The organism is Nocardiopsis baichengensis YIM 90130 (genome assembly GCF_000341205.1).
Classification (GTDB): Bacteria; Actinomycetota; Actinomycetes; order Streptosporangiales; family Streptosporangiaceae; genus Nocardiopsis_A; species Nocardiopsis_A halophila.
On record NZ_ANAS01000001.1, the window covers coordinates 160,148 to 184,869 of the forward strand.

The window sequence follows — 24,722 nt, forward strand, 5'->3', positions numbered from 1 at the left end:
GGGGCGGCGGCTCCACGGTCAGGACGGATGGAGGGTCAGGGGGCGGTGCGGTGGAGTTCGGCCCCTCCCCAGAAGCGGACTCCGGCGAAGCGGTCCGCTTTCGCTTCGGCCTCGAACCAGTCGTCGGGAAGCCTGGAGAGGTCGGGGTCCCAATCGTGGTCTCGGGCGACGGTGGCGGCCGTGCAGTCGATGAGCTGGAGGAGAACGGCGGTGGCGCCGCGAACATAACCGGCTTGAAGGGTCGGTGCATCGGCGTCGGACTGCCACGGGTACCAGCCGTCCTGATCCGCTTCGTGTGCGGAGTCCCACGCGTTCTGCATGAGGGCGTAGTGCGCGGCGCCATTGCGGGCGCGGCGGGTCTCGGCGATGTAGTCCAGCAATTCCTCGCGGTCCTCGTCGGGCGAACCCCGCAGGACCGTCTTCCAGCCGCGCGGTCGTACGCCGACCCATGCGTTGGCCGGGAACTTCACCTCCCACCGGGGAGTCAGTGCCTCACGGACAACGCCTGCGTCGGTCAGGCGGCGATCGATCAAGCCCGGCCAGTGGGAGCCGTTGGCGGCCTTGTGCGCCCCTGGGCCGTGCCAGTCGTCCTCCTTGGCCGCGCTTATGAGGTCGGCGATGAAGCGCTCCCAGCTTCCGACGGATGCGACCACGGTGAACGGGTTGAGCGATGCGCGGGGCTGCCGGCCCCGGACCGGTTTCTCCGCATGGATTGCTATCAGGTCCAATGCCGTCCGCATGTTATCCCGGGCGGATCGGACCACCTGCGAGAAGCGGTCCTCGGTGAGAAGCATGCCGGCACACTACTCGGGCCGAGGCGATGAGGGAACGGGCTCCGTTATCGGTCTCGAGTTGTCGGTCTCGAATGGGGAATGGCTCGCGTCCGCGATCGGGAATGGTGTGCTCCTGAGGAGCGGAGAGGGAAATCACCAGGTCGGTGAGGGGTTCCGATTTCCCTCTTCGGGGGCGGGTGCGCAATACTGCGGCGGCCCCCGTCCGGGGTCCCCTTCGATCCCCTCCGCTCCTTAAGGCGCTGTGCTGCGGGCCTGCGGCGCGCCGAGCGGTGGGGGTTGCGGGGGCGCCGGGGCGGGGTCGCGGAAGGATGGAGACAGGATCGTCCCTGCGTACGGGGCCATCCGTTCGTACCCGGTCGCGTCCCGCTCGGGCCGCCCCGGGCCGTCCCGGGTCGTTCGCAGTGAGCCGGTGCCAGCACCGCAGGCAGGAGAGGTGAGATCGGTGTCCGCCAACGGAGGACAGGACAGCTCGGCGGGAGCGCAGGACCCCGCCACCGAGGAGGGGAGCCGTCACGAGAAGAGCCGCCTCAAGCCCGTGGTGTTCTTCGGCTCGTCCGCGCTGATCCTCGTGATCTCGGTGTGGGCGATCATCGCGCCGATGAACGCCGAACGGGTGATCGGCGCGGTCGTGGGATGGATCTCCGAGGGATTCGGGTGGTACTACTTCCTCGTCGCCACCCTCTACCTGCTGTTCGTGGTGTTCGTGGCGGTCTCCCGCTACGGCAAGATCAAGCTCGGCCCGCAGCACTCCACGCCCGACTACGGGGTGTTCGCCTGGGCCGCGATGCTGTTCGCCGCCGGCATCGGCATCGACCTGCTCTTCTTCTCGGTCTCCGGGCCGGTCACCCACTACCTCGCGCCGCCCGAGGGCGACGCCGAGACGGTCGAGGCGGCCCGGCAGGCCGTGGTGTGGTCGCTGTTCCACTACGGGGTGACCGGCTGGGCGATGTACGCGCTGATGGGCATGGCCCTGGGCTACTTCGCCTTCCGCTACAACCTCCCGCTGGCCATCCGCTCGGCCCTGTACCCCCTGATCGGCAAGCGCATCCACGGCCGGGTCGGCGACGCGGTCGACCTGGCGGCGATCATCGGGACCGTCTTCGGCATCTCGGTGTCGCTGGGCATCGGCGTGGTGCAGCTCAACTACGGCCTCAACGCGCTGTTCGGCGTCCCCGAGGGGGTCGCCGCCCAGACCGGGCTGATCATCGTGGCCGTGCTCGTGGCCACGGTCTCGGCCGTGGCCGGCGTCGACCGGGGCATCCGGCGCCTGTCCGAGCTCAACGTGCTGCTGGCCATCGTGCTGATGATCTACGTGATGATCGCCGAGGACCCGGTCTGGCTGCTCAACACGCTCATCCTCAACATCGGCGACTACGTCAGCCGCCTGCCCGGAATCACGCTCAACACCTTCGCCTACGACCAGCCGATCGACTGGCTCAACGCCTGGACCCTGTTCTTCTGGGCCTGGTGGATCGCCTGGGCGCCGTTCGTGGGGATGTTCCTGGCCCGCATCTCGCGCGGGCGCACCATCCGCCAGTTCGTCGCCGCGACGCTGGTGGTCCCGCTGCTGTACACGCTGACCTTCCTGTCGATCTTCGGCAACAGCGCCCTGAGCACCGTGATGGGCGGCAACACCGAGTTCGGCGAGACCGCCATGAACACCCCGGAGAAGGGCTTCTACACCCTGCTGGAGCAGTACCCGGCCTTCACCTTCAGCGCCGGGCTGGCCACAGTGGTCGGGCTGCTGCTGTACGTCACCTCCGCCGACTCCGGTGCGCTGGTGACCGGCAACCTCAGCTCCCACCTGCCCACCCCGCTCACCGACGCCCCGGCGTGGCTGCGCATCTTCTGGGCCTCGGTGACCGGCCTGCTCACCCTGGCCATGCTCATCGTCGGCGGCGTCGACGCGCTCACCAGCGCGACCATCATCATGGGCCTGCCGTTCTCGTTCGTGATGCTGCTGGTCATCTGGGGGCTGTACCGGGCGCTGCGGGTCGAGCAGTTCCGGGTCGAGGCGTTCCGCACCACGCTGTCCTCCTCGCTGTCCAACCGCACCGAGGTCGACCGCAGGGGCGCGGACCGCAACTGGCGCCAGCGCATCGCCCGGGTGACGAACTTCCCCGGGCGGCGGGCGGCGGTCCGCTTCGTGGAGGAGGTGTGCCGCCCCGCGTTCCAGGATGTGGCCGAGGAGCTGCGCGAACAGGGATCGGAGGCCTCGATCAGCGAGAGGATCGACGAGGAGACCGGGATCCCGCACCTGGAGCTGCGCGTGCCCATGGGCGCCGAGGAGGAGTTCAGCTACCGCGTGTGGCCGATCGAGATGCCGACCCCGGCGTTCGCCATGCGCTCGCTCACCGAGCACGACACCTACGTGCGCTTCGAGGTGCACCTGACCGAGGGCAGCCAGGGCTACGACGTGATGGGCTTCAGCAAGCAGCAGCTCATCGGCAACATCCTCGACGAGTACGAGCGGCACCTGGAGTTCCTGCGCCTGCACCGCGAGGCCGCCGCGGGGTCGGCCCTGCCCGACCACGGGCCCGGCACCGCCGAGGTCTACACCGGCGACGACGAGGACTGACGGGGGCGCCCGCCGTCACTCGGACGTCTCGACGTCCATGGTGACGGGGTAGTGGTCGGAGTAGCCGGAGGTGTCGACCGGCTTGCCCATCCCACCGAACCCGACGGGGGAGGGGTAGGTGCCGGTCGACACCATGTCCTTGGGGTCGTGGACGATGCGGACCGACTCGGGGAGCGCCCTGAGCGGTGAGCCGCGCGTGACCATGTTCCGGTTCACCAGGAACTGGTCCAGCATGTTCGCGAAGTTGTTGAAGTAGAAGGTCCCCGTCGGCCCCCTGTCGGAGCCGTCGGGGGCCTCGCTTCCCAGGGGCGGCCACATCAGGTTCCACAGGCGCGGAACCGAGACCGCGTTGAGGACCTTCGCGCGCTGGCGGGTGCTCACCGCGTGCTGGACCAGGGACGTGTCGAAGGGCTCGTCGTTGAAGTCGCCCATGGCCAGCACGGGGGTCCGCGGCCCGTGCACTTCCAGGGCGCGCTGGTGGAAGTAGGCCAGGGTCTCGCCGGCCACGGCCCTATAGGCGGCCGACTCCCACCGCCCTCCGCTGCGCGAGGGCCAGTGGTTGCCGAAGACCGCCCAGGTCGTGCCCGCCCGGGTGCGGAAGTTGACCTGGAGGATCTCCCGGGTACCGGTCCGGCGCATGACGACGTGCTGGTAGACCGCCTCGGGCGGCACCTGCAGCAGGTCGGGGTCGTAGAGGAAGGCGATGTCGATGCCCCGCCGGTCGGAGGTGTCGGCGTGCGCCGTGCGGAAGGGGCGCCCCAGCCGGGAGCGGACGGCCTCGGCGAGCAGGCGCAGCACGTGCTCGTTCTCCACCTCGCAGACCCCGAGCAGGTCGGGGCCGCGTCCGGCGTTCATTCCCGCGATGACCGACGCGAGCCGGTCGACCTTGCGCTCTAAGAGCCCGGCGGTCCAGCCCTCCAGTGACGACCCGAGGACACGGGTCAGTTTCTCGCTGCGGCGCGGGGAGTCCTCGACATCGAAGAGGTTCTCTACATTCCACCAGGCGACGTGGATCGCGGCCATGCTCGGCCTCGCTTTCCTCCCCCCGGTGTCTTCCTCCCGCTGCGAATCGGTGTGGCCCCAGCATGCGCGCTGCAGGACAGGGTGTAAACCGGCACCGTCGCGCCGGGAGAATGGGGGCATGTCCCGACGACGCCCCGACACCACCGATGCCCCCGGCCGGCCCTGCCCGTGCGGCAAGGGCGGCGCCTATGCCGAATGCTGCGCTCCCCTGCACCGGGGGACGCGTTCGGCGTCCAGCGCAGAAGAGCTCATGCGTTCCAGGTACAGCGCCTTCGCTGTGGGCGACGCCGCTTACGTGAAGCAGAGCTGGCATCCCAGCACCCGCCCTCGGGAACTGGACCTGGACCCCGCAATGCGGTGGACGGGGTTGGAGATCCTGTCCACGACCGGAGGGACGGCCTTCCATACCGAGGGAACGGTCGAATTCCGGGCCTCCTACCGCCATGGCGGTGCCGCCGGAAGCCTCCACGAGAAGAGCCGCTTCACCCGCCACGAGGGCCGCTGGACCTACGTCGACGGTGATGTGAAGGGATGACCCGCGGACGCTGATGCGCCCGGCCGCTTGCCCGGCGCGCATAGGCTCGTCTGCGTGGTTCAGATGACGCAGGCCCAGAGCCCGGCCGCGGCGGCCGCGCGGTTGCGGGAGGTTCTGGGGGACGGGCCGATCGCTGTGGTGACCGGGGCGGGGATCTCGACCGACTCGGGGATCCCGGACTACCGCGGCCCGGATTCGCCGCCCCGCAGGCCGATGACCTACCAGCAGTTCGTCGGGGACCCGGCCTTCCGCCGCCACTACTGGGCCCGCAACCACGTGGGATGGCACTACATGGAGGCGACCCGCCCCAACGGCGGGCACACGGCGCTCGCGCGCATGGAGGCGGCGGGCGCGGTGTCCGGCGTCATCACGCAGAACGTCGACACCCTGCACGAGGAGGCGGGGAGCCGGAGGGTGATCGACCTGCACGGGCGCTTCGACCGGGTGGTGTGCCTGTCGTGCGGGAGGACGATCGGCCGGGCCCACCTGGCCGAGCGCCTGACCGAGCTCAACCCCCGCTTCGCCGAGAGCGTCGCCGACGTGGAGGTCGCCCCCGACGCCGACGCGGTCCTGGCCTCCACGGAGGGCTTCCGCGTCGCCGACTGCGAGTTCTGCGGGGGCATGCTGAAGCCGGACATCGTCTACTTCGGCGAGAACGTCCCCAAGGAGCGCGTGCTCGAGGCCTACGCACTGGTGGACGCGTCGGCGTCCCTGCTTGTGGCGGGCTCGTCCCTGACCGTCCTGTCGGGCCGCAGGTTCGTCAGGCACGCGGCCAAGCAGGACAAGCCCGTCGCCATCGTGAACCGCGGCGAGACCCGCGCCGACGAGTCGGCGACGGTGAAACTCGACGCAGGCTGCTCCGAGGTCCTGAAGGCCTTGGCGGAGGCCTACGGGGCCTGAGCCCTGTTCCCTCTACCGGCCGAGGCCGATTGAAGATCGCCATGTGTTCGATTCTGTACACATAGCGCCCCATGAATGGGCGAAGGTCGGGGGCGTGCAGTTGCACGGCCGCACCCCCGAACCATGAGGAGTTCCGACGATGGCGGACACCCCCCGCCGCGCTGGCACACCGGAATCAGGCACCCCTGAGGAACCCAGGGCCGAGTCCCCAGGCGAGGAGGCGAGCGGTCGCGAGGGCCCGGGGCAGGCGGCCGAAGGAGGATCGGCCCCGGGCGAGCCCGGCCCGCGGGATTCCGACGGGCCCCGGCCCGGGGAGGAAGCTCCGAAGAGCGGTCCGGACAACGGCTGGCCGACGCGTTCGCACATGGCCTCGAACAGAGGGCAGGCGGTCCAGGCCGGCCAGGTCAATGGTGGGATCTCCTATCACTCGTACGTCTACTCCGATGAGGTCGCCGAGCGGGTCCGCAGCGCGCTGCGCATCGACGAGCGGAAGATCGCGACCATCCGCGCCACGTACGTCGCCTGCAAGGGCTACGACCGCTTCGAGGGGGACTTGAGGCAAGCCGGGGTCGGCATCGTCGTGGGCGAACCGGGGACCGGCAGGGGCGCCAGTGCGATCCACGCTCTCGCCGCGCTCCGGCCGGAGACCCCGATCCAAGAAGAGATGCCGGACCTGAGCGAACGGGATGCCGGCCTGTCCTCCGTCACCGTCGACAAGGACCGGACCTACCTCATCGACGTCTCGCACGCGGGCGACATCGGTCGGACACAGCAGGCGGCCGTCCGGTCCTTCGCCGCCCGAGTGCGCGAGGCGGGGACCGTCCTCATCGTGATCGTGAACCCCAGACAGTGGACCGAGGAGTTCGGAGAGGCGTACGCCTGGCTGGAGATCGAAGAGCCGCCGCCTCCGTTGGAGGTCTTCCACGCCTCCATGCGGTACAGGACGAGCGCGGCCGACGCCGACCGCTGGTGCGGCAACGGGGCGGTGCGGACCGCACTGGAGAACGCGGAGCCGGGCCGGGCCACTCAGCTCGCGGGGCTGGCGGCACGCGATCGTCCGGAGGGGGAGACCTTGGGCGAGGACGCCTACCGGGCGTGGGTCGATTCGGTCGTCGAGACCTTCGCGGACTCGGCGAAGCGGCTGCGCACCTGGTTCGCCTCCCGCGACCACGCCGATGAGTTCCAGCGCGTCCTCTTGGAAGCGGTCGCCCTGCTCGAAGGCGCTCCCTGCCCGGTCGTGCTGGAGCGGGCCCATGCCCTGGCCGACCGCTGGAAGATCCCTTCGGTATGGAGGACCCCCATCTCCGGGCGGGGACTGTCCGAACTGCTGCGCGATTTCCCCGCGGAGGTGACCGGCGACCGGATCCGGTTCACCCGTCCCGAACTCGGCGGTGCGGCCCTCGATCACCTCTGGCGCGAGCACCCCCACGCCCGTTCCGGTCTCCTGGAATGGTCCAGGGAGACCGCCGAGGCCCTCTCGGTCCAGGACAAGAGGGGGCTCGCCGACCGCTGGCTCCGCCTCGGGCTGCGCCACTCCGACCCCGCCCCCGTCATCGAGCTGATGAGGGAGTGGGGAAGCACCCCGAGACTCATATGGTCGGCGGTCCCCGCCGTCGCCGAGGCCGCCGTGACCGTGGAGATCGGGAGCCGGGTCCGAGCGGAGCTGTACCAGATCGCGCACAGCGGAGGCACCTGGAGACTGCGCATGGCGGCCGAGGTGTGCGGCGTGTACGGGCGCGCCCAGCCGCGGTCGGCGATGGTGCGCCTCCGCCTCATCGCCGCCAGGGTTCCCCACCAGTGGGCGGACTCGATCGTCGGGATCATCGAGAACATCGCCCAGGAGCAGGACAACCTCGAAGCGGTTCTCGAGGAGCTCACCACCTGGGGTGGCGACTCGGCCTGGCACGGGCACCGGCGGCACTTCGCCGTTCAGGGGCTGGCGCGCCTGCTGACCCGTAGAGACGGTCAGAGAGGCGCACCGGTCCCATCGATATTTGCCGACCTCGCCGCAGGCAGGGTCACTCAGGACACCATCACGGAGTGCTGGAGGACGCTCTCAGCGGATCCGGGACAGACGTCTAGGGCCATGTGGGCCTGGCTCGACGCCTTCGAGACGCAGGCGAACCTCATGGAGCCCGTCCCGGCCTCCCTCCGTGCGGCGGCGTCCTCCGATCCGGAACTGGCCGCCATGTCGATCCGGGCCATCAACCGCTGGCGTCTCGCCCATGGGCGGCGGGTCGCGGCCATCGAGCGACTGTACGCACAGATCAACGACGAGCGCTGAGCATGTCCTGAAAGGTGGATCGTATGCCGTTGTTCAATTCCGAATCCAAGGGGGAGCGGCCTACCATTCCGTCATGGAGCATCGCCTTCCGAGCTCCCGAGGATTACGTCGATTTCGAGACGCGTCTTCCGAGCGGGAACGACGGGCTTTGGTTCGACGCCGCCTTCGCGATGGAGGTCACCTGGAACGGTATCGGGAAAGTGGAGCGGAGGCGGGCGCTGGCGGAGCTTCAGCGGGAGGTCATCAAGTCGGCGGGAGCGCATTCCGCACGCTTCACTCTCGGAGACAAGGGGGCTGCGGAAGCGGAACTGAAGTGTGAACTGGCCGATGACCCCGTCTTCGAGAGGGCGGAGGTCAGGGCCCATCAAGTCGCAGTGGAACTCGCCGTCGACCCCGAGGACATGAAGCTGGCCAAGGAGCTGGAGGTTCTCGGTCCCAGGAACGAGATCCGATCCGCCGCGCACCGAGCGCGGATGGAACGTGTGCGCGAGCTCCAACGCGATGTCCTGGTCGACTCCGTTCTCGCCCGGGTGTGGTGGTTCGAGCAGCACCCCGAGCAGCTGCCCGCCATCTCGGAGATCGGAGACAAGCTCGACGAACTACTGACACCTCCGGAACAGGTGGGAGGCATCACCGCCGAGGGCGGCCACGGAACCGAGACCCCCGTGATGGACGCCTTCCTCGCCGACCTTGAGGTGTGGGAGAGGTCGGCGATTGTGGATCGGCTGGTCACCATCCTCGAAGGGTTCGAGCGCACCGACTTGGCCGAGCGTCTTCGGCGCCAATGGAGCGTCGGGGAACCGGCGTCGTCCGCCTGACTTCGTCTACCATCGGCCCGTGGCCTATTTCAGGATCGTGCGTCGTGTCGCGTTGGGGCCTGAGGAGGCGTGGGGGCGGATCACGGACTGGCGGCGGCATGGGGAGCGTATTCCTCTGACGCGTGTCACCGTCGAGCCCCCGGGGGCGACCGGGGTCGGGACTCGGGTCTCGGCGCGTACGGGGGTCGGGCCGCTGGGGTTCGACGATCCCATGGACGTGGTGCGGTGGTCCCCTCCCGTGGAGGGAAGGCCGGGCTTCTGCCGACTGGAGAAGCGCGGTTCCGTGGTCACGGGATGGGCCGAGATCGTCGTGGGCGGGAGTGGCGGGCACTGCCGGGTGCTGTGGCGTGAGGAGGTCCGTGTCGCCGGGCTTCCCCGTGTCCTCGACGCTCCGGTGGCCTTGGGCGGCCGCCTGGTGTTCGGGCGCCTGGTGCGCGCCCTGCTCGCCGGTTAGGGGGCCGGCCAGGGCCGGAGCGGCTGTCGGAACCGGCCGGCGCAGGGGGCTGTGGAAGCGCCGGCCGGCTCCGCGTCTACGGGTCCGGCCTGGGGGTCACCTCGGGGCCGCCATAGGCGTCGGGGACGCCGTCTCCAGGGTGATCCGTTCTCGGCCGGCGTAGACGTTCATGGAGTCCCCCCTCAGGAACCCGACGAGGGTCAGCCCGTTCTCCCGGGCCAGCTCCACCGCCAGGGACGACGGGGCGGACACGGCGGCGAGGGCGGGGATGCCCGCCATCAGGGCCTTCTGCACCAGTTCGAAGGAGGCCCGCCCCGACACCATCAGGACCGTGCGGCGCAGCGGAAGGCTTCCCCGGCGCAGCGCCCAGCCCACCAGCTTGTCGACCGCGTTGTGCCGCCCCACGTCCTCGCGCAGGCACAGCAGCTCCCCGTCGGCGTCGAACAGGCCCGCCGCGTGCAGGCCCCCCGTGCGGTCGAAGACCCGCTGGGCTGCGCGGAGCCGCTCGGGCAGGGCGGCCAGCAGACCCGGGGACAGCTCCAGCGGGTCCCGGTCCACCTCCCAGCGGGCGGTGGTGCGCACCGCGTCGATCGAGGCCTTGCCGCACAGCCCGCACGCCGAGGTGGTGGAGAAGTTGCGCCGGAGCGAGGGGTCCGGCGGCGGCACGTGCGGGGCCGCCGCCACGTCCAGCACGTTGTAGGTGTTGGACCCGTCCTCGGTGGCGCCGGCGCAGTAGCGGATCGAGGCCAGGTCCTCGGCGGCGGCCACCGCGCCCTCGCTCACCAGGAACCCTGCGGCCAGGTCGAAGTCGTCGCCGGGGGTGCGCATCGTGACCGCGAGCGCCTCGCCGCCGAAGCGGATCTCCAGCGGCTCCTCCACCACGAGGGTGTCGGCGCGGTCGTCCGACGCCGCACCGCGGATCCGCAGCACCTTCTCGCGGGTGGTCACCCGTCCCATGAGCCCTCAGCCCTTCCGGCGTCGCGCCCGCCCCGGCGTTCCTGCCCGGGGCGGCTCACACCATTGTCTCCCCGCCGCCCCGCGCCTGTCGCTTCCCGGGCGCGTTCTGCACGTGCTGGTAGCCGAACCGGCCCTTGATGCACAGGTTGCCGTGCGTGACCGGGTTGTCGTGCGGCGAACTGGTCTTGACGATCTCCCCGTCCTGGACGTGCAGGGTGACGTTGCAGCCGACGCCGCAGTAGGTGCACACGGTCGTCGTCCGCGTCTGGCGCTCCTCGTCCCAGGTCCCCTCGCGGCGCATATCGAACTCGGTGGCGAAGGACAGCGCCCCGGTGGGGCACACCTCGATGCAGTTGCCGCAGTACACGCAGGCCGAGTCGGGCAGCCCGACGTCGAATTCGGTGGACACCCGCGCGTCGAACCCGCGCCCGGCGATACCGATGGCGAAGGTGTTCTGCCACTGCTCCCCGCACGCGTCCACGCACTTGTAGCACATGATGCACTTGCCGTAGTCGCGGACGTAGAGGTCGTTGTCGTCCTTGGCGGGCTGTTCGACGGTGGCGGCGGCCGTCCCGTCGACGGGTGCGTGCTCACCGGCGTGGCGCGCGTCCCGCTCGCCCAGGGGCGCGGGGTCGGCGCGCGGGCCGAACCGGTCCGGGGCCGCCCCGTAGCGCTCGTTCCACTCGGGCACCCCCGGCGTGGTCGACAGGTCCACCGACGACCCGAGCAGTTCCAGGACCAGCTTGCGGCTGTGCCGGACCCGCTCTGAGTCGGTGAGGACGCTCATCCCCTCCTCGGCTTTGCGCGAGCAGGCCGGGGCGAGCGTGCGCGCCCCCTCGACCTCGACGACGCAGATCCGGCAGGCATTGCGCGGGGTGAGGGTGTCGCCGTAGCAGAGGGTCGGAACGTCGACCCCCTTCGCCTCGCAGGCGTCGAGCAGGGTCGAGCCCTCAGGGACGCGGATCTGCTCCCCGTCCACGGTGACGTCGACGAGGCGGCGCGGCGGCGCGAGGGGGACCGGTCCGGAGCTTGCGGGGGTCTCAGGTGCGGCGGTCACTGCGCCTCCTTCGTGTTCGACGGGGCGGCGGTGGTCAGGGGAAGGGATGTCCTCACAGGCGGCGCCTCCGCGAACACCCCGAGGCGGTCGATCGCCGATTCGACCGCGTTCCAGGCGGTCTGCCCGAGGCCGCAGATGGAGGCGTCCCGCATGGCGGCCCCCACCTCGCGCAGGAGGGCGACGTCGGAGCCGTCGCCCGTTCCGCCGGAGAGCCGCGCCAGCGCCTCCTCCTGGCGGACGGTTCCGACGCGGCAGGGCACGCACTGGCCGCACGACTCGTCGCGGAAGAACGCGGCGATGCGCACGAGCACCGCGGGGAGGTCCACGGTGTCGTCGAGCACCAGGACCACGCCTGAGCCGAGGGTCGTCCCCGCCTCCCGCGCGCCCTCGAAGGTGAGGGGCACGTCGAGCTCGTCTCCGCGCAGGAAGCCGCCGGCCGCCCCGCCCAGCAGGACGGCGCGCGGAACCGGGGGCGCCTCCTGTCCGGCGTTGGCCAGGTCGATGAGCTCGCGCAGTGTGGCCCCGAACGGCACCTCGTACACCCCTGGGCGCCCGACCGTTCCCGAGACGCAGAAGAGCTTGGGCCCGGTGGAGGAGCCGGTCCCGATGCCGGCGTAGGCGGGGCCGCCCATGTGCATGACGGGCAGGACGTTGACGAGGGTCTCGACGTTGTTCACAGCCGTCGGGCGCCCGAACAGGCCGCGCTCGACGGGGAAGGGCGGCTTGCTCCGGGGCTCGCCGCGCAGGCCCTCGATCGAGTTGAAGATCGCGGTCTCCTCACCGCAGATGTAGGCCCCCGCGCCGCGCCGGATCTCGATGTCGAAGGAGAACCCGCTCCCGAGGATGTCGGGGCCGAGCAGCCCGCGCGCGCGGGCGCGGACGATGGCGTTCTCCAGCCGGGTGAGCGCCAGCGGGTACTCGCCGCGGATGTAGAGGTAGCCCCGGGCCGCGCCGATCGCGAAGCCCGCGACGGTCATGGCCTCGATGACCGAGAACGGGTCGCCCTCCATGAGGACGCGGTCCTTGAAGGTCCCCGGCTCGCTCTCGTCGGCGTTGCAGACGATGTAGCGGGGCGCCTCGGGGCGCTGGGCGGTCCCGGCCCACTTGCGCCCGGTCGGGAAGGCCGCGCCTCCGCGCCCCACGAGCCCGGAGTCGGTGACCTCGCGGATCACGCCGGAGGGCCCCAGGGCGATCGCGCGGCGCAGGGCGGTGTAGCCGCCCGCGGCGCGGTAGGAGTCCAGGTCCGTGGGGTCGGTGGTACCGATGCGCCCGAGGAGCAGGAGCCCGGGGCCGCCGGCCTGGGGCACGGCGGCGTGCGCGGGCGGCTCGGCGGGCAGCGGGGCGAGCGTCCCGGGGGCGAAGGTGGTGGGAGGGAGGGCGGTGGGTGCGCCCTCGGGCGGGCGCCCGGAGGCCTCCGCCGAGCAGAGCGCCTCCGGGTCGGCGGGGGCCGAGACCGCGTAGGCGGGCGGGTCGCCGGCCTCGATCGCGAGCGCCGCGGGGGCGCGCTCGCACATCCCCAGGCAGGGGCTCTCCACCCAGGCGGGGTCGGAGCCGGAGGGCGCCCCTTCCGGGCCGGCCCCGTGCCCGGGAGGCCCCAGGTGCGCCTTGAGCGCGTCGCACACCCGGCCCGAGCCCTTGGCGGCGCACGCGATGTCGGTGCACACGTGCAGGACCCGCTCGGGGCGCTCGTGCAGGGAGAACATGGAGTAGAAGGACGCGACGCCGTAGGCCTCGGCCGGAGGGACGGTCAGCCGGCGGCAGATGTAGCCCAGGGCGCCCTCGCTGATCCACCCGATGCGGTCGTTGACCGCGTGCAGGGCGGGCAGCAGCAGGTCGCGGCGGCCGCGGGCGGCCTGCCCGCCGTCGGCCCGGCGCAGGTCGGTCCCGGTGCGCTCGCCGCCCTCCCAGGCCGACTCGGGCGGGCCGAGGAGGGCGTCCACGGCGGCGCGCTCGGCGTCGCTCGGAGGCGTGTCCAGGTGCTGAAGGTCCACCTTCTCCGCTCACCTCTCACGGTCTCGCTCACTGCCGCGGCCTGCCGGGGCGGCCTTCCGGGCCGGGGCGCGGCGCGCGGTCGAGCGTGGTCCAGATCACAGGATTTTGTATACGGGCTACAGTATGCCTTCGATTGGACGGGGACAACCCCCGACGGGAGAAGGCGGAAGGGGCCCGTGGGCGCCTTTCGCGCACGCATGGCCGCGGCCGGGGGCGAGGGGCCCTCGCCCCCGGCCGCGTACTGCGGAGTGCCCGTCACGCCGCGGGCGCGCGGTCTCCGGTCTCGGCTCCCTCGGCCCTCTCGACTTTCTCGACGCGGACGGCCGCCGCCTTGTACTCGGCGGTGCCGGCCACGGGGTCGGTCGCGTCGATGGTCAGGAGCTGGGTGTCCACCTGGTCGGGGAAGTGGAACGTCATGAACACCAGTCCCGGCCTGAGCCCCGCCGACACCGACAGCGGCGCCACGACCGAGCCGCGCCGGGAGGAGACCCGCACCGCGTCCCCGTCCTCAAGGCCGAACCCGGCGGCGTCCTCAGGGGACATCTCCAGCAGCTCCCCGCGCCTCAGAGGCGAGGAGAACCCGCTCGTCTGGACGCCCGTGTTGTAGTCGTCCAGGCGGCGGCCCGTGGTGAGCCGCAGCGGGTACTCCTCGTCCAGCAGGTCCACCGGGGGAGAGTGCCCCACGATGCCGAACGGCGCGGGCGTCCCGCGCTCCTGCGGGTCCTCCGACCACAGGCGCCCGTGCAGGTACGTCGGCTCGGTCCGGTCCTCGGAGTAGCACGGCCACTGCAGCCCCTGCTCCTGCTCCAGTCGCGTGTACGTCATCCCGCGGTGGATGGGGGACAGCGCCCGGACCTCGTTCCAGACCTCCTCGGCGGTCGGCGTCTTCCACGCGTGCCCCAGCCGGTCGGCCAGCGCGCACAGGATCTCGATGTCGTCGCGCGCCCCGTCCGGCGGGTCCACGGCCTTGCGCACCAGCTGTACGCGGCGCTCGCTGTTGGTGAAGGTCCCGTCCGACTCGCACCAGGCCGCGCTCGCCGGGAGCACGACGTCGGCCTGCTCGGCCGTGCGGGTGAGGAAGATGTCCTGGACGACCATGTGGTCCAGGCGCCCGAGGCGGCGCAGCGTCGTCTCCGTCTCGGGCTCGGACTGCACCGGGTTCTCCCCGATGACGTAGAGCGCCTTGACCTCGCCCCCGTCCATGCCCTCGAACATCTGGGTCAGGTTCTTGCCCTTGTAGGGCTGGATGGGGGTGTCCCACGCGCGCTCGAACGGCTCACGGGTCCGTGCGTCGAGGATGTCCTGGAAGCCGGTCAGCCGGTCGGGGATGGCGCCCATGTCGCCCCCGCCCTGCACGTTGTTCTGGCCCCGCAGCGGTTGCAGCCCCGACCCCGGGCGGCCGACGTGCCCGGTCAGGAGTGAAAGGTTGATCAGCGACCGCACATTGTCGGTGGCGTTGTGGTGCTCGGTGATGCCGAGCGTCCAGCACATCTGCGCGCGCTCGGCCAGGGCGAAGGCGTGCGCCAGCTCCCGGATGGTCTCGGCGGGCACGCCGGTCTCGGCCTCGGCTGCGCTGAGCGTCCAGGGCTCCACGAGTTCGCAGTACTCGTCGAACCCGGTCGTCGCGCGCCTGATGAAGGTCTCGTTGACCAGTCCGGAGCGGATGATCTCCCGCCCCACGGCGTGCGCCAGGGGGATGTCGGTCCCGACGTTCAGGCCGAGCCACCGGTCGGCCCACTCGGCGGTGGGTGTGCGGCGGGGGTCGACGACGAAGAGCCGCGCGCCATTGTGCACCCCTTTGAGCACGTGCTGGAAGAAGATGGGGTGCGCGTTGCGGGGGTTGCCGCCCCAGATGACGATGAGGTCGGTCTCCTCGACCTCGTGGTAGGAGGAGGTGCCGCCTCCGGAGCCGAACGCCGCGGCGAGCCCGGCGACGCTGGGGGCGTGGCAGGTCCGGTTGCAGGAGTCGACGTTGTTGGTGCCGATCACCGCGCGGGTGAACTTCTGCGCCATGAAGTTCATCTCGTTGGTGGAGCGGGCGCAGGAGAGCATGGCGAAGGAGTCGGGGCCGTGTCGCCGGACGGCCCCGCGGAACCCTTCCGCGGCGCGGTCCAGGGCCTCGTCCCACGTCGCGGGGTGCAGCTCTCCGTCCTCGCGGACGAGGGGCCGGGTCAGTCGTTGGTAGGCGGGACTCCGCCGGTCCGATCGCATCGTTGCCTCGCAGGGGTGGAGGGGTGGTCCGGGGGGTGCGGCGGGCGGTCATTGATGACTGTCTACAGTATTCAACTTCCGGTGGATGGCGGCAAGGGGGCGATGGGCGCGCCCTCGGCGGCCTTCGGGCGCTCCGTCCCCTGTTCCAAGCGCGCGTTGAGCAGCGACGCCAAGGCGTTCACGGTGCGCAGTGTCGGGGCGCCGACGCCGGTGAGGTCGGCCAGCTCCACCACGGCGCCGAGGATGACGTCGAGCTCCATCGGCCGCCCGCGCTCCACGTCGTGCAGCGTCGACGTGCGGTGGTCCCCCGCGCGCTCTGCGCCCGCCATGCGTCGTTCGATCGAGATCGAGGTGTGGACGCCGAGGCGCTCGGCGACTTCGAGGGTCTCGCGCATCATCAGCTCGGCGGTGGTGCGGGTGTCAGGGGAGGAGCAGATCTGCGCCATGGTCGACCGGGTCAGTGCGCTGAGCGGGTTGAAGGTGGCGTTGCCCATCAGCTTCACCCACACGTCCTCCCGGATGTCGGATTCGACCGGGCACTTGAGGCCGCCGGCGGTCATCGCCTCAGAGAAGGCACGGCACCGGGCGGAGGCGGACCGGTCGGGCTCGCCGATGGAGAACCGGGTGCCCTCCATGTGGCGGATGACCCCGGGGCGCTCGATCTCGGTGGCGGCGTAGACGACGCAGCCGATCGCGCGCTCGGGCGGGATGGTCGCACTGACCGCGCCGCCCGGGTCGGCCGCCTCGATCCGGCGGCCCTCCCAGGGGCACCCGGATCGATGGAACAGCCACCAAGGGATCCCGTTCTGCGCTGCGACGACGGCGGTGCCGGGGCCCATGAGGGGCGCCAGCATCGGGCCGCAGGAGGCGTAGTGCTGGGCCTTGAGGCCGAGCAGGACGTAGTCGACCGGTCCGACCTCGGCCGGGTCGCCGGTGGCGCGGGGGCGGGCGGTGAAGTCGCCGCGCGGGCTGAGCACGCGGACGCCGTGGGCCCGCATGGCCTCCAGGTGCGGGCCGCGCGCGATGAGGTGGACGTCGGCGCCCGCCCGGTGCAGGGCGGCGCCGGCATAGGCGCCGATGGCGCCGGCTCCCAGGACGGCGATGCGCATGGGGGTCCCTTCTCTCGGGGAAAGGAATACTGTATACAATAACCGTGTGCGGGGAGGGTGACCCTCCGCGGAGGGGGAGAAGGAGGCGGGAACACGTCCGGTCCGGGAAGTTCTCGCCTTCTTTCCCCGCAGTCCGCCGCGCGTTTCGTACACTGTCGACAATGACCGCCGAGGAGCCGGAGGACCGTCCATGACCTCTCCGACGACCACCGCCGGCGGCGCGGCCGACCCCGTGCGACGCCCGGCCCCGCTGCGCGAGGCGGTATACGAGGCCCTCCTCGACCTCATCACCACCCGTGCCCTGCCCCCGGGGCGGCACCTGGTGGAGACCGAGCTGGCGGCCCGGCTGGGCGTTTCCCGCCAGCCGGTCCGCGAGGCGCTGCAGCGCCTCAGCAACGAGGGGTGGGTCGACCTGCGCCCCGGCTACGGGGCGTTCGTGCACACCCCGGACGAGAGCGAGGCCGAGCAGCTGCTGGCCGTCCGCGCCCTGCTGGAGACCGAGGCCGCCCGGCTGGCCGCGCGCAACGCCGCCCCCGAGGACATCGCCCGCCTGCGCACCCTGTGGCGCCAGGGCGCCCGGGCCGCGGGCGAGGAGCGGGTCGAGGCGGCGGTCACCGCCAACGCCGACTTCCACCGCGCGCTCATCGCGTCCTCGGCCAACACGGTCCTCGCCGAACTCGCCGCCCAGGTGGACCGGCGGGTGCGCTGGTTCTACGCCCCCATCGCCCGGTCGCGCGGCCAGGCGTCCTGGGACGAGCACGCCCGCATCATCGACGCCGTGGAGGCCGGGGACCCCGCGACCGCCGCCCGCCTGATGGCCGACCACACCGAACGCACCCGCGCCGCCTACCGGGAACTGGGAGAGGGCGGCGACTCCTCGAAGGCCGTCTGACTCCGCCGACTCCGCTCACTCCGCGGGGGCGCGAAGCGGGTCACTCCCGGCGTTTGTAGATGCCGCCCTTCTTCATGTCCAGGTCGGAGAAGAGCTGGGAGACCGTGACGAAGTGGTAGCCCTCGTCGTGGAGGCGGCTGAGGATGTCGGGGACCGCGTCCACCGTGCTGCCGTGGATGTCGTGCATCAGCACGATGCTCCCCGGGCGCGTCTGCTCGACGGCCGTGTCGGCCACCTTCTCGGCGTCGCGGACCTTCCAGTCCAGGGTGTCCACGTCCCAGATCACGATGGGCGCGCCCACGCTGCGCTCGGTCGTGGCGTTGAAGGAGCCGTACGGCGGTCGCATGGTGTGCGGCCACTGGCCCGAGGCCTCCTCGATCGCCTCGGCCGTGCGGACCGTGTCGTCGGCGACCGCCGAGGCCGACATGCCCGTCAGGTCGTCGTGCCTCCAGGAGTGGCCGCCCACCTCGTGGCCCTCCTCGGTGATCCGGGCCGCCAGTTCCGGGGACTCCCCGACCAGGCTGCCCAGCATGTAGAAGGTGGCCCGGGCCGAGTACCCCTCCAGCATGTCCAGCAGCCGCCCGGTGTGCTCGCTCGGGCCGTCGTCGAAGGTCAGCGCCACGCACGGCACCCGGTCGCAGTCCAGGTCGGCACGGGCCGGCCCGTCGGCCTCCCCCAGGTCCAGCGGGGCCCGGGACAGCGCGGCCGCCCGCGCCCGCTCACCGAACTCCGACAGCAGGCCGCCCGCCGCACCGGCCGGGACCGCCACCCGCTGTCCGGCCACCGTCACCACCAGCCCGCCGGCGGTGTCGAAGGCCAGGTCGCCCAGGGGCGAGCCGTCGAGCTCGGTGCTGAGGTTCCAGGCGTCCCCGGGCCGGACCTCGGGGGCGTCCCCGGCGCCGCCCTGCGGGCCCTCTTCCAGCGGGTCGGCGGACCCGTCCGACTCCAGGCCCTCGGGCAGCTCGCCGGGCTCCAGCCCGCCGCGCTCCCGCAGCACCCGGGCCACCTCGGCGTCCAGGGCCTCCACCGCGTCGGGCCCGCGCAACAGCCCCGTCCACGGCAGCACGGCGCCGGAGGCGCCGTCGAACCACAGCGACTCGCCCTCCGTGCGGGGCCCACCGTCCCCCGCCGAGGCCTCGCGGGCGATCCGCACCCCCAGCACCTCCCCCGAGGCCGCCAGCGGCTCCGAGCGCTGCACCAGCTCGGCGGGCTCCTCGCCGTCCCGTTCCCGCAGGAAGGCGGTGTGCGCCTCGGCCATGGCGGTGCGCACCTCTGTGCCGAAGCCGGGTGCCCCCTCCACCACCGGATAGGTGTGCGAGGTGCGCACCCCGCCGTGCTCCGCCGTCCGCTCGACCAGCTCCAGCCCGGGCACCTCCTGCGGGTCGGCCAGCGCCAGGGGCGGCGCCTCGGGGGCGGTGTCCCGGCCCACGGCGGCCGCCCCGGGGACGGCGAGCAGGACCAGGGCGGCGGCGACGGCCGGTGCGCGCCGCAGGTGGCGCCGGTTGAGCTCGGGCACGGGTCTCCACCTGGGGTTCGGGGGTCGGAAGGCGACGCGCGGGGCGAGGAGCGGCCGGGGCGGCGCCCGTCCTCCCGCGGGCGGATCGCACCGTGAACATACGGGCAGGCGGGGCGGCCGTGCAATCGTGCGGTCGCGGCGCGTCGCCGTCCGTGCGCGCTTCGCCATTCCGTCCGTCATGCCCGGGATGAGGCCGCCGCAGCGGTGGATTCGGACACGTCCTGATAACGAACCGGCGGCAGTGGGAACCCGCGGACCGCCGGTTCCCGTCCGAGGTGAGATCATCGGCGGGCCGCCGGCGCGCTTCGGCGTCAGGCCGATGCAGAGATTCCCCGAGTCCAGGAGAAACCGAGTATGAGTTACGGTCCACCGCCACCGCAGGGACCGGGCGGCTACGGGCCGCCTCCGCCCCCGGGGGGCGGCTACGGCGCCCCGCCGCCCCCGCCGCCCATGGGGCCGTCGGAGCCGCCCGCGAACAAGGGCGCCGCGATCGCGCTGGCGATCTTGGGCTTCCTCTTCTGCTGCAACATCCCCGCCCTCGTGCTGGGCATCGTCGCCGCGTCGATGGCCGAGAGCAACCCCAAGGCCGCCAAGATCTGCATGATGATCGGGTGGATCCTCTTCGCCCTGGGCCTGGTGGTCTCCGTCTTCGCCTTCTTCATCAACCTCGGGACGGCCACGACCTACTAGTCGCGCCTCTCGCGGAGCAGACGGACCGACCGCCTCGGCCGAACGGCCGAGGCGGTCGGCTTTTCCCCTGCCTAATCTGACCCCATGGCATCGAGAAGGGGAGCGGGCCGCGTCGCGTCGGCCCTGGACGACCTCGCCCGCAGCGGCCTGCCGCTGGTCCTGGCCATCGCCGGCGTCCTGGTGCTGGCCCTGGCCAGCGACCTGGTGGAGCTGCTGACCCGCCCGACCGGGGCCGACTGGGGAGGGCCCGACCCCTCCTGGCGGGACTGGCTGCCCACCGTCGGCGGCCTGGCGGCCTCCGCCGCCGCCGTGGCGATCTCCCCGCCGGGCGCGCCCCCGCGCCGCATCGCCCTGGTCGGTCCCCTCGCCCCGACCGCCGTGCTGGCGGTCTCGCTGGTGCTCTGGCCCGCCGAGCCCGGCCTGTTCGGCTACACCATGGACCTGACCGAGGTCTTCGGCGTCTTCTTCGCCGCCAACCTCGTCGCCTGGCACGGTCCCCGCCGGGCCGTGGGCGCGATGGCGGCCCTGACCTCGCTGGCCGTGCTCTCCCAGACGCTGCGCAGCCCCGGGTGGGGGCTGGACCAGCTGGGCTGGATGCTGTTCCTGACCGGGCTGGCCTTCCTGCCGGGGCTGGTGCTGCGCTGGCGCGAGCGCGAGCGCACCTGGCGGGTGGAGGAGGCCCGGCGCGAGGAGCGCCTGTCCCTGGCCCGCGACCTGCACGACGTGGTCGCCCACCAGGTCAGCGGCATGGTGGTGCAGGTCCAGGCGCTGCGTCACGTGGCCGACCGCGACCCCGCCCTGGTCGCCGCGGCGCTGCCCGGGATCGAGGACGCCGGGGCGGCCGCGCTGACCGCGATGCGGCGCATGGTCGGCGCCCTGCGGGAGGAGGGGGAGGCGGCCCCGCTGGAGCCGCACGACCTGGCGTCCGCGCTGCGCGCCCTGGAGGAGCCCGCGGACGTGGGCCGGCCCCGGGTGGAGGTGTCCGTGGCCGGGGACCCCGCGGCGCTGCCGGAGGAGACCGCCGCGGCCGTCCTGCGCATGGCCCAGGAGGCGGTCACCAACGCCCTGCGCCACGCCCGCGGCGCCACGCTGGTGCGGGTGGAGCTGGAGGCCGACGGGGCCGGGGCGCGGCTGCGGGTCGGCGACGACGGGCGGAGCGGCGGTTCGGCGCACCCCGCCGCCTCCGGATACGGTCTGATCGGCATGGCCGAGCGGGCCAAGCTGCTGGGCGGCTCCTTCTCCGCGGGCCCGGCCGCCGACGGGCCGGGCTGGCGGGTCGAGGCCGGGCTGCCCGCGGCCGGGGACGGGGAGGGACGGGGACGGTGACGATCCGGGTGCTGCTCGCCGACGACCAGGCGATGGTGCGCACCGGCTTCCGGTACATGCTGGAGGCCGAGGAGGGCATCGAGGTCGCCGGGGAGGCCGGGGACGGCCTGCAGGCCCTGCGCCTGGCCGCCGAGCTGCGGCCGGACGTGGTGCTGATGGACATCCGCATGCCCGGCGTGGACGGGCTGGAGGCGACCCGTCGGCTGGCCGGTCCGGGGGTGGCCGACCCGGTCAAGGTCGTGGTGGTGACCACCTTCGACCTGGACGACTACGTGCACGCGGCGCTGGAGGGCGGGGCGGTGGGCTTCCTGCTGAAGGACGCGGGCCCGGCGCTGCTGATCGAGGCGGTGCGCGCCGCCGCCCGCGGGGACGCCCTGGTCTCGCCCAACATCACCGTGCGCCTGCTCAAGCACTTCGCCCGCCCGTCCCGTCCGCCCCGGCGCCCCGAGGAGGAGGCGCGCCGCAGCGGCCTGACCGACCGGGAGGTGGACACGGTGCGGGCGGTCGCCGAGGGGCTGACCAACACCGAGGCGGCCGAGCGGCTCTTCGTGTCCCTGAGCACGGTCAAGACGCACCTGGCGAGCGTGCAGGCCAAGCTGCACGCCCGCAACCGGGTGGAGATCGCGGCCTGGGCCTACCGCAGCGGCCTGATGGACGGGGAGGCGGGCTGAGGGCGGGCCCTATCCGGGCGCCTCGGCGCGCGCCCTGACCGCGGCCATCACGATCGCCCTGAGCTGCTCGGTGATGTCGGCGCGGTCGCGCTCGAACTCGGGGCCGGTGACCGCCTCGGGGTCGTCGGTCCGCAGCTCCAGCATCGGCGTGTGCACGTGCCCTGCGGGGATCCCGCGGCCCGCGGCGTCGCGCATCAGGGTGTTGCGGTAGGCGATCTCATTGGACAGGTAGTTCCCGCCGCCGCCCGCGCGCGCTCGGGACCCCTCGGTCGGGCCGTCTGGGCGCACGACCGGCTCGGTCCCACCGGCGGGGATCTCGGTGACCTCGGTGTTGTCCACGACGGGGAAGCGGCCCGCCGCCTGCTCGATGATCGCCCGGCGGGGCAGGGTGGAGGAGCACCACTGCGGCGGCGGCTCGGGAAGCCCCGGATCCGCGGGCAGCGGGACCGGGCCGTGCTCGGCGCGGTCCTCGTTGTCGGGCCGCCCGCCCCGCCAGGCGGCGTTGTAGACCTCCAGGTCGAACCGGTCCGCGCGGCCCCGGCTGACGGTGACCACCGCGTCGGCCGGGGCGGCGGTCGCCCCGTGGTGCGGCATCAGCGTCTTCTCGGCCATGCCCTCGGAGAAGTCCCGCCAGCGCACCGGGAAGACCGCCGCGCGCACCACCGCGGTGTGCCCGCCCGCCTCGAACGAGGTGCCGTGCAGGGCCAGCGCCGCCGCGCCCGAGGGGTTGGACCGGCGCACGTCCTCCTCCAGCCCGAACGGGTCGAAGCCGGTGACGATCACCCGCAGCTGCCGGTCGTCGGGGGCGAACACCAGGTCGTCGTGGCCGCGCGAGGCGTACTCCAGGCGGCGCAGCAGCGCCGCGCGGCCCCCGGGGTCCAGGGCGAAGGAGGGCTCCCAGGTGCGCAGGATGGCGGCGAGCGTCAGCCGGGCCCAGTACAGCGGACGGTCGTCGCCGGCCTCGGCGGTGCGGGCCGCCTCCGACCAGAGCCGGTGCCCGTGCGAGGTGACGATCCGCGCGGCCTCCTCGGGGTCGGACGCCCCCGCCAGGTCGGCGGTGAACAGCGGGGCCGCCGGGGCGAACCCGGAGCGGCGCAGCAGCTGCCGCGGCGCCTCCAGCCGGGCGCGGTCCTCCTCGGCGGTGGTGCGGGTGGCGTCCATGGCTCCAGGCTCGCGGGTCGGCTGTCGGAACGGGGCGTGAGTCTACATGCCCGCAGCGACACCGGCCCCCTCGCCGCGGGCGCTCCGGCGGGGCGGGTGAGGCCCGCCGCCGTTCGGGGTAGACCCCGCCTGTGGCAGCTGTCACGCTGTCGCCGACCGGACCCCACGGCTCTCGATGGAGAGAGAACACGAATGCCGCTTTCCCTCACCCTCCCCGACACGGCCGACCTCGTCGAACGCGCCCACACCGCCCTGGAGCGCTGCGGCGTGGCCCACCTGCCCGAGGACGGGGGCGCCCCCGGCGCGGCGCGCACCCCCATCACCGGCGGCGAGCTGTTCCGGGTGGACTTCGGCACCGCCAAGACCACCGAGCAGGCCGTCACCGCCGCCCACGACGCCTTCCGCCGCGACTGGCGGGACACCCCCGCGCCCGTCCGCGGGCAGCTGGTGCGGCGCCTGGGCGAGCTGCTCCGCGAGCACAAGCAGGACCTGGCCGACCTGGTCTCCATCGAGGCGGGCAAGATCCGCTCCGAGGCGGCCGGCGAGGTGCAGGAGATGATCGACGTCTGCGACTTCGCGGTGGGCCTGTCCCGCCAGCTCTACGGGCGCACCATGCCCTCCGAGCGGCCCGGCCACCGGCTGATGGAGACCTGGCACCCGCTGGGCGTGGTCGGCGTGGTCACCGCCTTCAACTTCCCGGTGGCGGTGTGGTCGTGGAACACCGCCATCGCCCTGGTCTGCGGCAACACCGTGGTGTGGAAGCCCTCGGAGCTGACCCCGCTGACCGCGCTGGCGTGCGACGCCCTGCTGCGGCGGGCCGCCGCCGACACCGGCGCCCCCGAGGGCCTGCACCGGGTGGTGCTGGGCGCGCGCGAGGTCGGCGAGCAGCTGGTGGACGACCCGCGGGTGGCGCTGGTCTCGGCCACCGGGTCGGTGGCCATGGGCCGCGCGGTGGGGCCGCGGGTCGCGGCCCGGCTGGGCCGCTGCCTACTGGAGCTGGGCGGAAACAACGCCGCGGTGGTCGCCCCCTCGGCCGACCTGGACCTGGTGGTGCGGGGCAGCGTCTTCGCCGCGGCCGGCACCGCCGGGCAGCGCTGCACCTCGCTGCGCCGGCTCATCGTGCACGAGGACGTGGCCGAGGAGGTCACCGAGCGCCTCGCCGGGGCCTACCGGCAGCTGCGCGAGCGCATCGGCGACCCGTTCGCCGACGACACCCTGGTGGGGCCGCTGATCGCCGAGCGCGGCCACACCGCCATGCGCGACGCGCTGGCCCGGGCCGAGGCCGAGGGCGGGACCGTGGTCACCGGGGGCGGCCGGGTCGGCGAGGACGCCGCGCCGGGCGCCTACTACGTCGAGCCGGCGCTGGTGCGCATGCCCGCCCAGACGCCGGTGGTGGAGGAGGAGACCTTCGCCCCGATCCTGTACGTGATGACCTACCGCACCTTCGAGGAGGCGGTGGAGCTGCACAACGGCGTGCCGCAGGGCCTGTCCTCGGCGCTGTTCACCCGGGACCAGGCCGAGGCCGAGCGGTTCGTCTCGGCGGCCGGGTCGGACTGCGGCATCGTCAATGTCAACATCGGCACCTCGGGCGCCGAGATCGGCGGGGCGTTCGGCGGGGAGAAGGAGACCGGCGGCGGCCGCGAGTCGGGCTCGGACTCCTGGAAGGCCTACATGCGCCGGGCCACCAACACCGTGAACTACGGCGGCGGCCTGCCGCTGGCCCAGGGCGTGGAGTTCCTGTGACGGGCGGGCCG

20 protein-coding genes are annotated in these 24,722 nt (G+C 72.8%); 11 read left to right on the forward strand and 9 right to left on the reverse strand.

The genetic code is table 11. The features are described from left to right. Positions 1-35: 35 nt before the first annotated feature. Entirely contained in the window at positions 36-794 is a 759-nt protein-coding gene (locus C892_RS0100630; protein ID WP_017555583.1) for a hypothetical protein, read from the reverse strand. A gap of 442 nt (positions 795-1,236) precedes the next feature. Between C892_RS0100630 and betT the strand changes: the two genes are divergently transcribed. Beyond that, positions 1,237-3,372: a choline BCCT transporter BetT gene (betT, locus tag C892_RS0100635; RefSeq protein WP_017555584.1), complete on the forward strand. Its 2,136-nt coding sequence runs from the start codon at positions 1,237-1,239 to the stop codon at positions 3,370-3,372. A 15-nt stretch (positions 3,373-3,387) separates the two neighbouring features. On the opposite strand, the gene C892_RS0100640 is transcribed toward betT, so the two are convergent. Next, positions 3,388-4,395, reverse strand: coding sequence for an endonuclease/exonuclease/phosphatase family protein (locus tag C892_RS0100640; RefSeq protein ID WP_017555585.1), 1,008 nt, complete (start codon positions 4,393-4,395; stop codon positions 3,388-3,390). 118 nt (positions 4,396-4,513) lie between these two features. Between C892_RS0100640 and C892_RS28310 the strand changes: the two genes are divergently transcribed. The 5 genes from C892_RS28310 (at position 4,514) to C892_RS32045 (ending at position 9,386) form a co-directional block, all read left to right on the forward strand. Continuing rightward, complete coding sequence (locus C892_RS28310; protein WP_040685203.1) at positions 4,514-4,930, forward strand: YchJ family protein; 417 nt, start codon at positions 4,514-4,516, stop codon at positions 4,928-4,930. Between the two features lie 63 nt (positions 4,931-4,993). After that, positions 4,994-5,830, forward strand: a complete 837-nt coding sequence (locus C892_RS0100650) for an NAD-dependent protein deacetylase (protein WP_017555587.1) — start codon at positions 4,994-4,996, stop codon at positions 5,828-5,830. A gap of 364 nt (positions 5,831-6,194) precedes the next feature. Then, complete coding sequence (locus C892_RS0100655) at positions 6,195-8,114, forward strand: hypothetical protein (protein WP_017555588.1); 1,920 nt, start codon at positions 6,195-6,197, stop codon at positions 8,112-8,114. 23 nt (positions 8,115-8,137) lie between these two features. Beyond that, the gene (locus C892_RS29855) at positions 8,138-8,932 is read left to right on the forward strand and encodes a hypothetical protein (protein ID WP_017555589.1); all 795 of its coding nucleotides are present in this window, start codon (positions 8,138-8,140) and stop codon (positions 8,930-8,932) included. A gap of 283 nt (positions 8,933-9,215) precedes the next feature. Continuing rightward, complete coding sequence (locus C892_RS32045) at positions 9,216-9,386, forward strand: hypothetical protein (protein ID WP_239647212.1); 171 nt, start codon at positions 9,216-9,218, stop codon at positions 9,384-9,386. A 96-nt stretch (positions 9,387-9,482) separates the two neighbouring features. Here C892_RS32045 and fdhD read toward each other — a convergent pair whose 3' ends face one another. The 5 genes from fdhD to C892_RS0100690 all read right to left on the reverse strand — a co-directional run bounded on the left by fdhD (position 9,483) and on the right by C892_RS0100690 (position 16,712). After that, positions 9,483-10,343 (reverse strand): formate dehydrogenase accessory sulfurtransferase FdhD, encoded by an 861-nt coding sequence (fdhD, locus tag C892_RS0100670; protein ID WP_017555591.1) that lies wholly within the window; start codon positions 10,341-10,343, stop codon positions 9,483-9,485. A 55-nt stretch (positions 10,344-10,398) separates the two neighbouring features. After that, on the reverse strand, positions 10,399-11,400 hold the full coding sequence (locus C892_RS0100675) for a 2Fe-2S iron-sulfur cluster-binding protein (protein ID WP_017555592.1): 1,002 nt from the start codon (positions 11,398-11,400) through the stop codon (positions 10,399-10,401). Next, entirely contained in the window at positions 11,397-13,391 is a 1,995-nt protein-coding gene (locus C892_RS0100680; RefSeq protein WP_017555593.1) for an NAD(P)H-dependent oxidoreductase subunit E, read from the reverse strand. Before C892_RS0100680 ends, C892_RS0100675 begins: the two co-directional genes overlap by 4 nt. Before the next feature lie 256 nt (positions 13,392-13,647). Continuing rightward, a complete protein-coding gene (locus C892_RS0100685; RefSeq protein WP_017555594.1) occupies positions 13,648-15,603 on the reverse strand; it encodes a molybdopterin oxidoreductase family protein in 1,956 nt (651 codons plus the stop codon). 71 nt (positions 15,604-15,674) lie between these two features. Then, on the reverse strand, positions 15,675-16,712 hold the full coding sequence (locus C892_RS0100690) for a 2-dehydropantoate 2-reductase (protein WP_017555595.1): 1,038 nt from the start codon (positions 16,710-16,712) through the stop codon (positions 15,675-15,677). 190 nt (positions 16,713-16,902) lie between these two features. On the opposite strand from C892_RS0100690, the gene C892_RS0100695 reads away from it, so the two are divergent. Then, positions 16,903-17,604, forward strand: coding sequence for a GntR family transcriptional regulator (locus C892_RS0100695; RefSeq protein WP_017555596.1), 702 nt, complete (start codon positions 16,903-16,905; stop codon positions 17,602-17,604). A gap of 40 nt (positions 17,605-17,644) precedes the next feature. On the opposite strand, the gene C892_RS0100700 is transcribed toward C892_RS0100695, so the two are convergent. Beyond that, positions 17,645-19,120 (reverse strand): polysaccharide deacetylase family protein, encoded by a 1,476-nt coding sequence (locus C892_RS0100700; protein WP_017555597.1) that lies wholly within the window; start codon positions 19,118-19,120, stop codon positions 17,645-17,647. Positions 19,121-19,474: 354 nt separating this feature from the next. Between C892_RS0100700 and C892_RS0100705 the strand changes: the two genes are divergently transcribed. The 3 genes from C892_RS0100705 to C892_RS0100715 all read left to right on the forward strand — a co-directional run bounded on the left by C892_RS0100705 (position 19,475) and on the right by C892_RS0100715 (position 21,807). Further along, the gene (locus C892_RS0100705; RefSeq protein ID WP_239647213.1) at positions 19,475-19,810 is read left to right on the forward strand and encodes a hypothetical protein; all 336 of its coding nucleotides are present in this window, start codon (positions 19,475-19,477) and stop codon (positions 19,808-19,810) included. A gap of 84 nt (positions 19,811-19,894) precedes the next feature. Then, positions 19,895-21,136, forward strand: coding sequence for a sensor histidine kinase (locus tag C892_RS0100710; protein WP_017555599.1), 1,242 nt, complete (start codon positions 19,895-19,897; stop codon positions 21,134-21,136). Then, the gene (locus C892_RS0100715; RefSeq protein ID WP_017555600.1) at positions 21,133-21,807 is read left to right on the forward strand and encodes a response regulator; all 675 of its coding nucleotides are present in this window, start codon (positions 21,133-21,135) and stop codon (positions 21,805-21,807) included. The genes C892_RS0100710 and C892_RS0100715 overlap by 4 nt, the downstream gene beginning before the upstream one ends. A gap of 9 nt (positions 21,808-21,816) precedes the next feature. Here C892_RS0100715 and C892_RS0100720 read toward each other — a convergent pair whose 3' ends face one another. Continuing rightward, positions 21,817-22,968, reverse strand: a complete 1,152-nt coding sequence (locus tag C892_RS0100720) for a PA0049 C-terminal domain-containing protein (protein WP_017555601.1) — start codon at positions 22,966-22,968, stop codon at positions 21,817-21,819. A 192-nt stretch (positions 22,969-23,160) separates the two neighbouring features. Between C892_RS0100720 and amaB the strand changes: the two genes are divergently transcribed. After that, entirely contained in the window at positions 23,161-24,711 is a 1,551-nt protein-coding gene (gene amaB, locus C892_RS0100725) for an L-piperidine-6-carboxylate dehydrogenase (protein WP_017555602.1), read from the forward strand. Positions 24,712-24,722 lie beyond the last annotated feature (11 nt).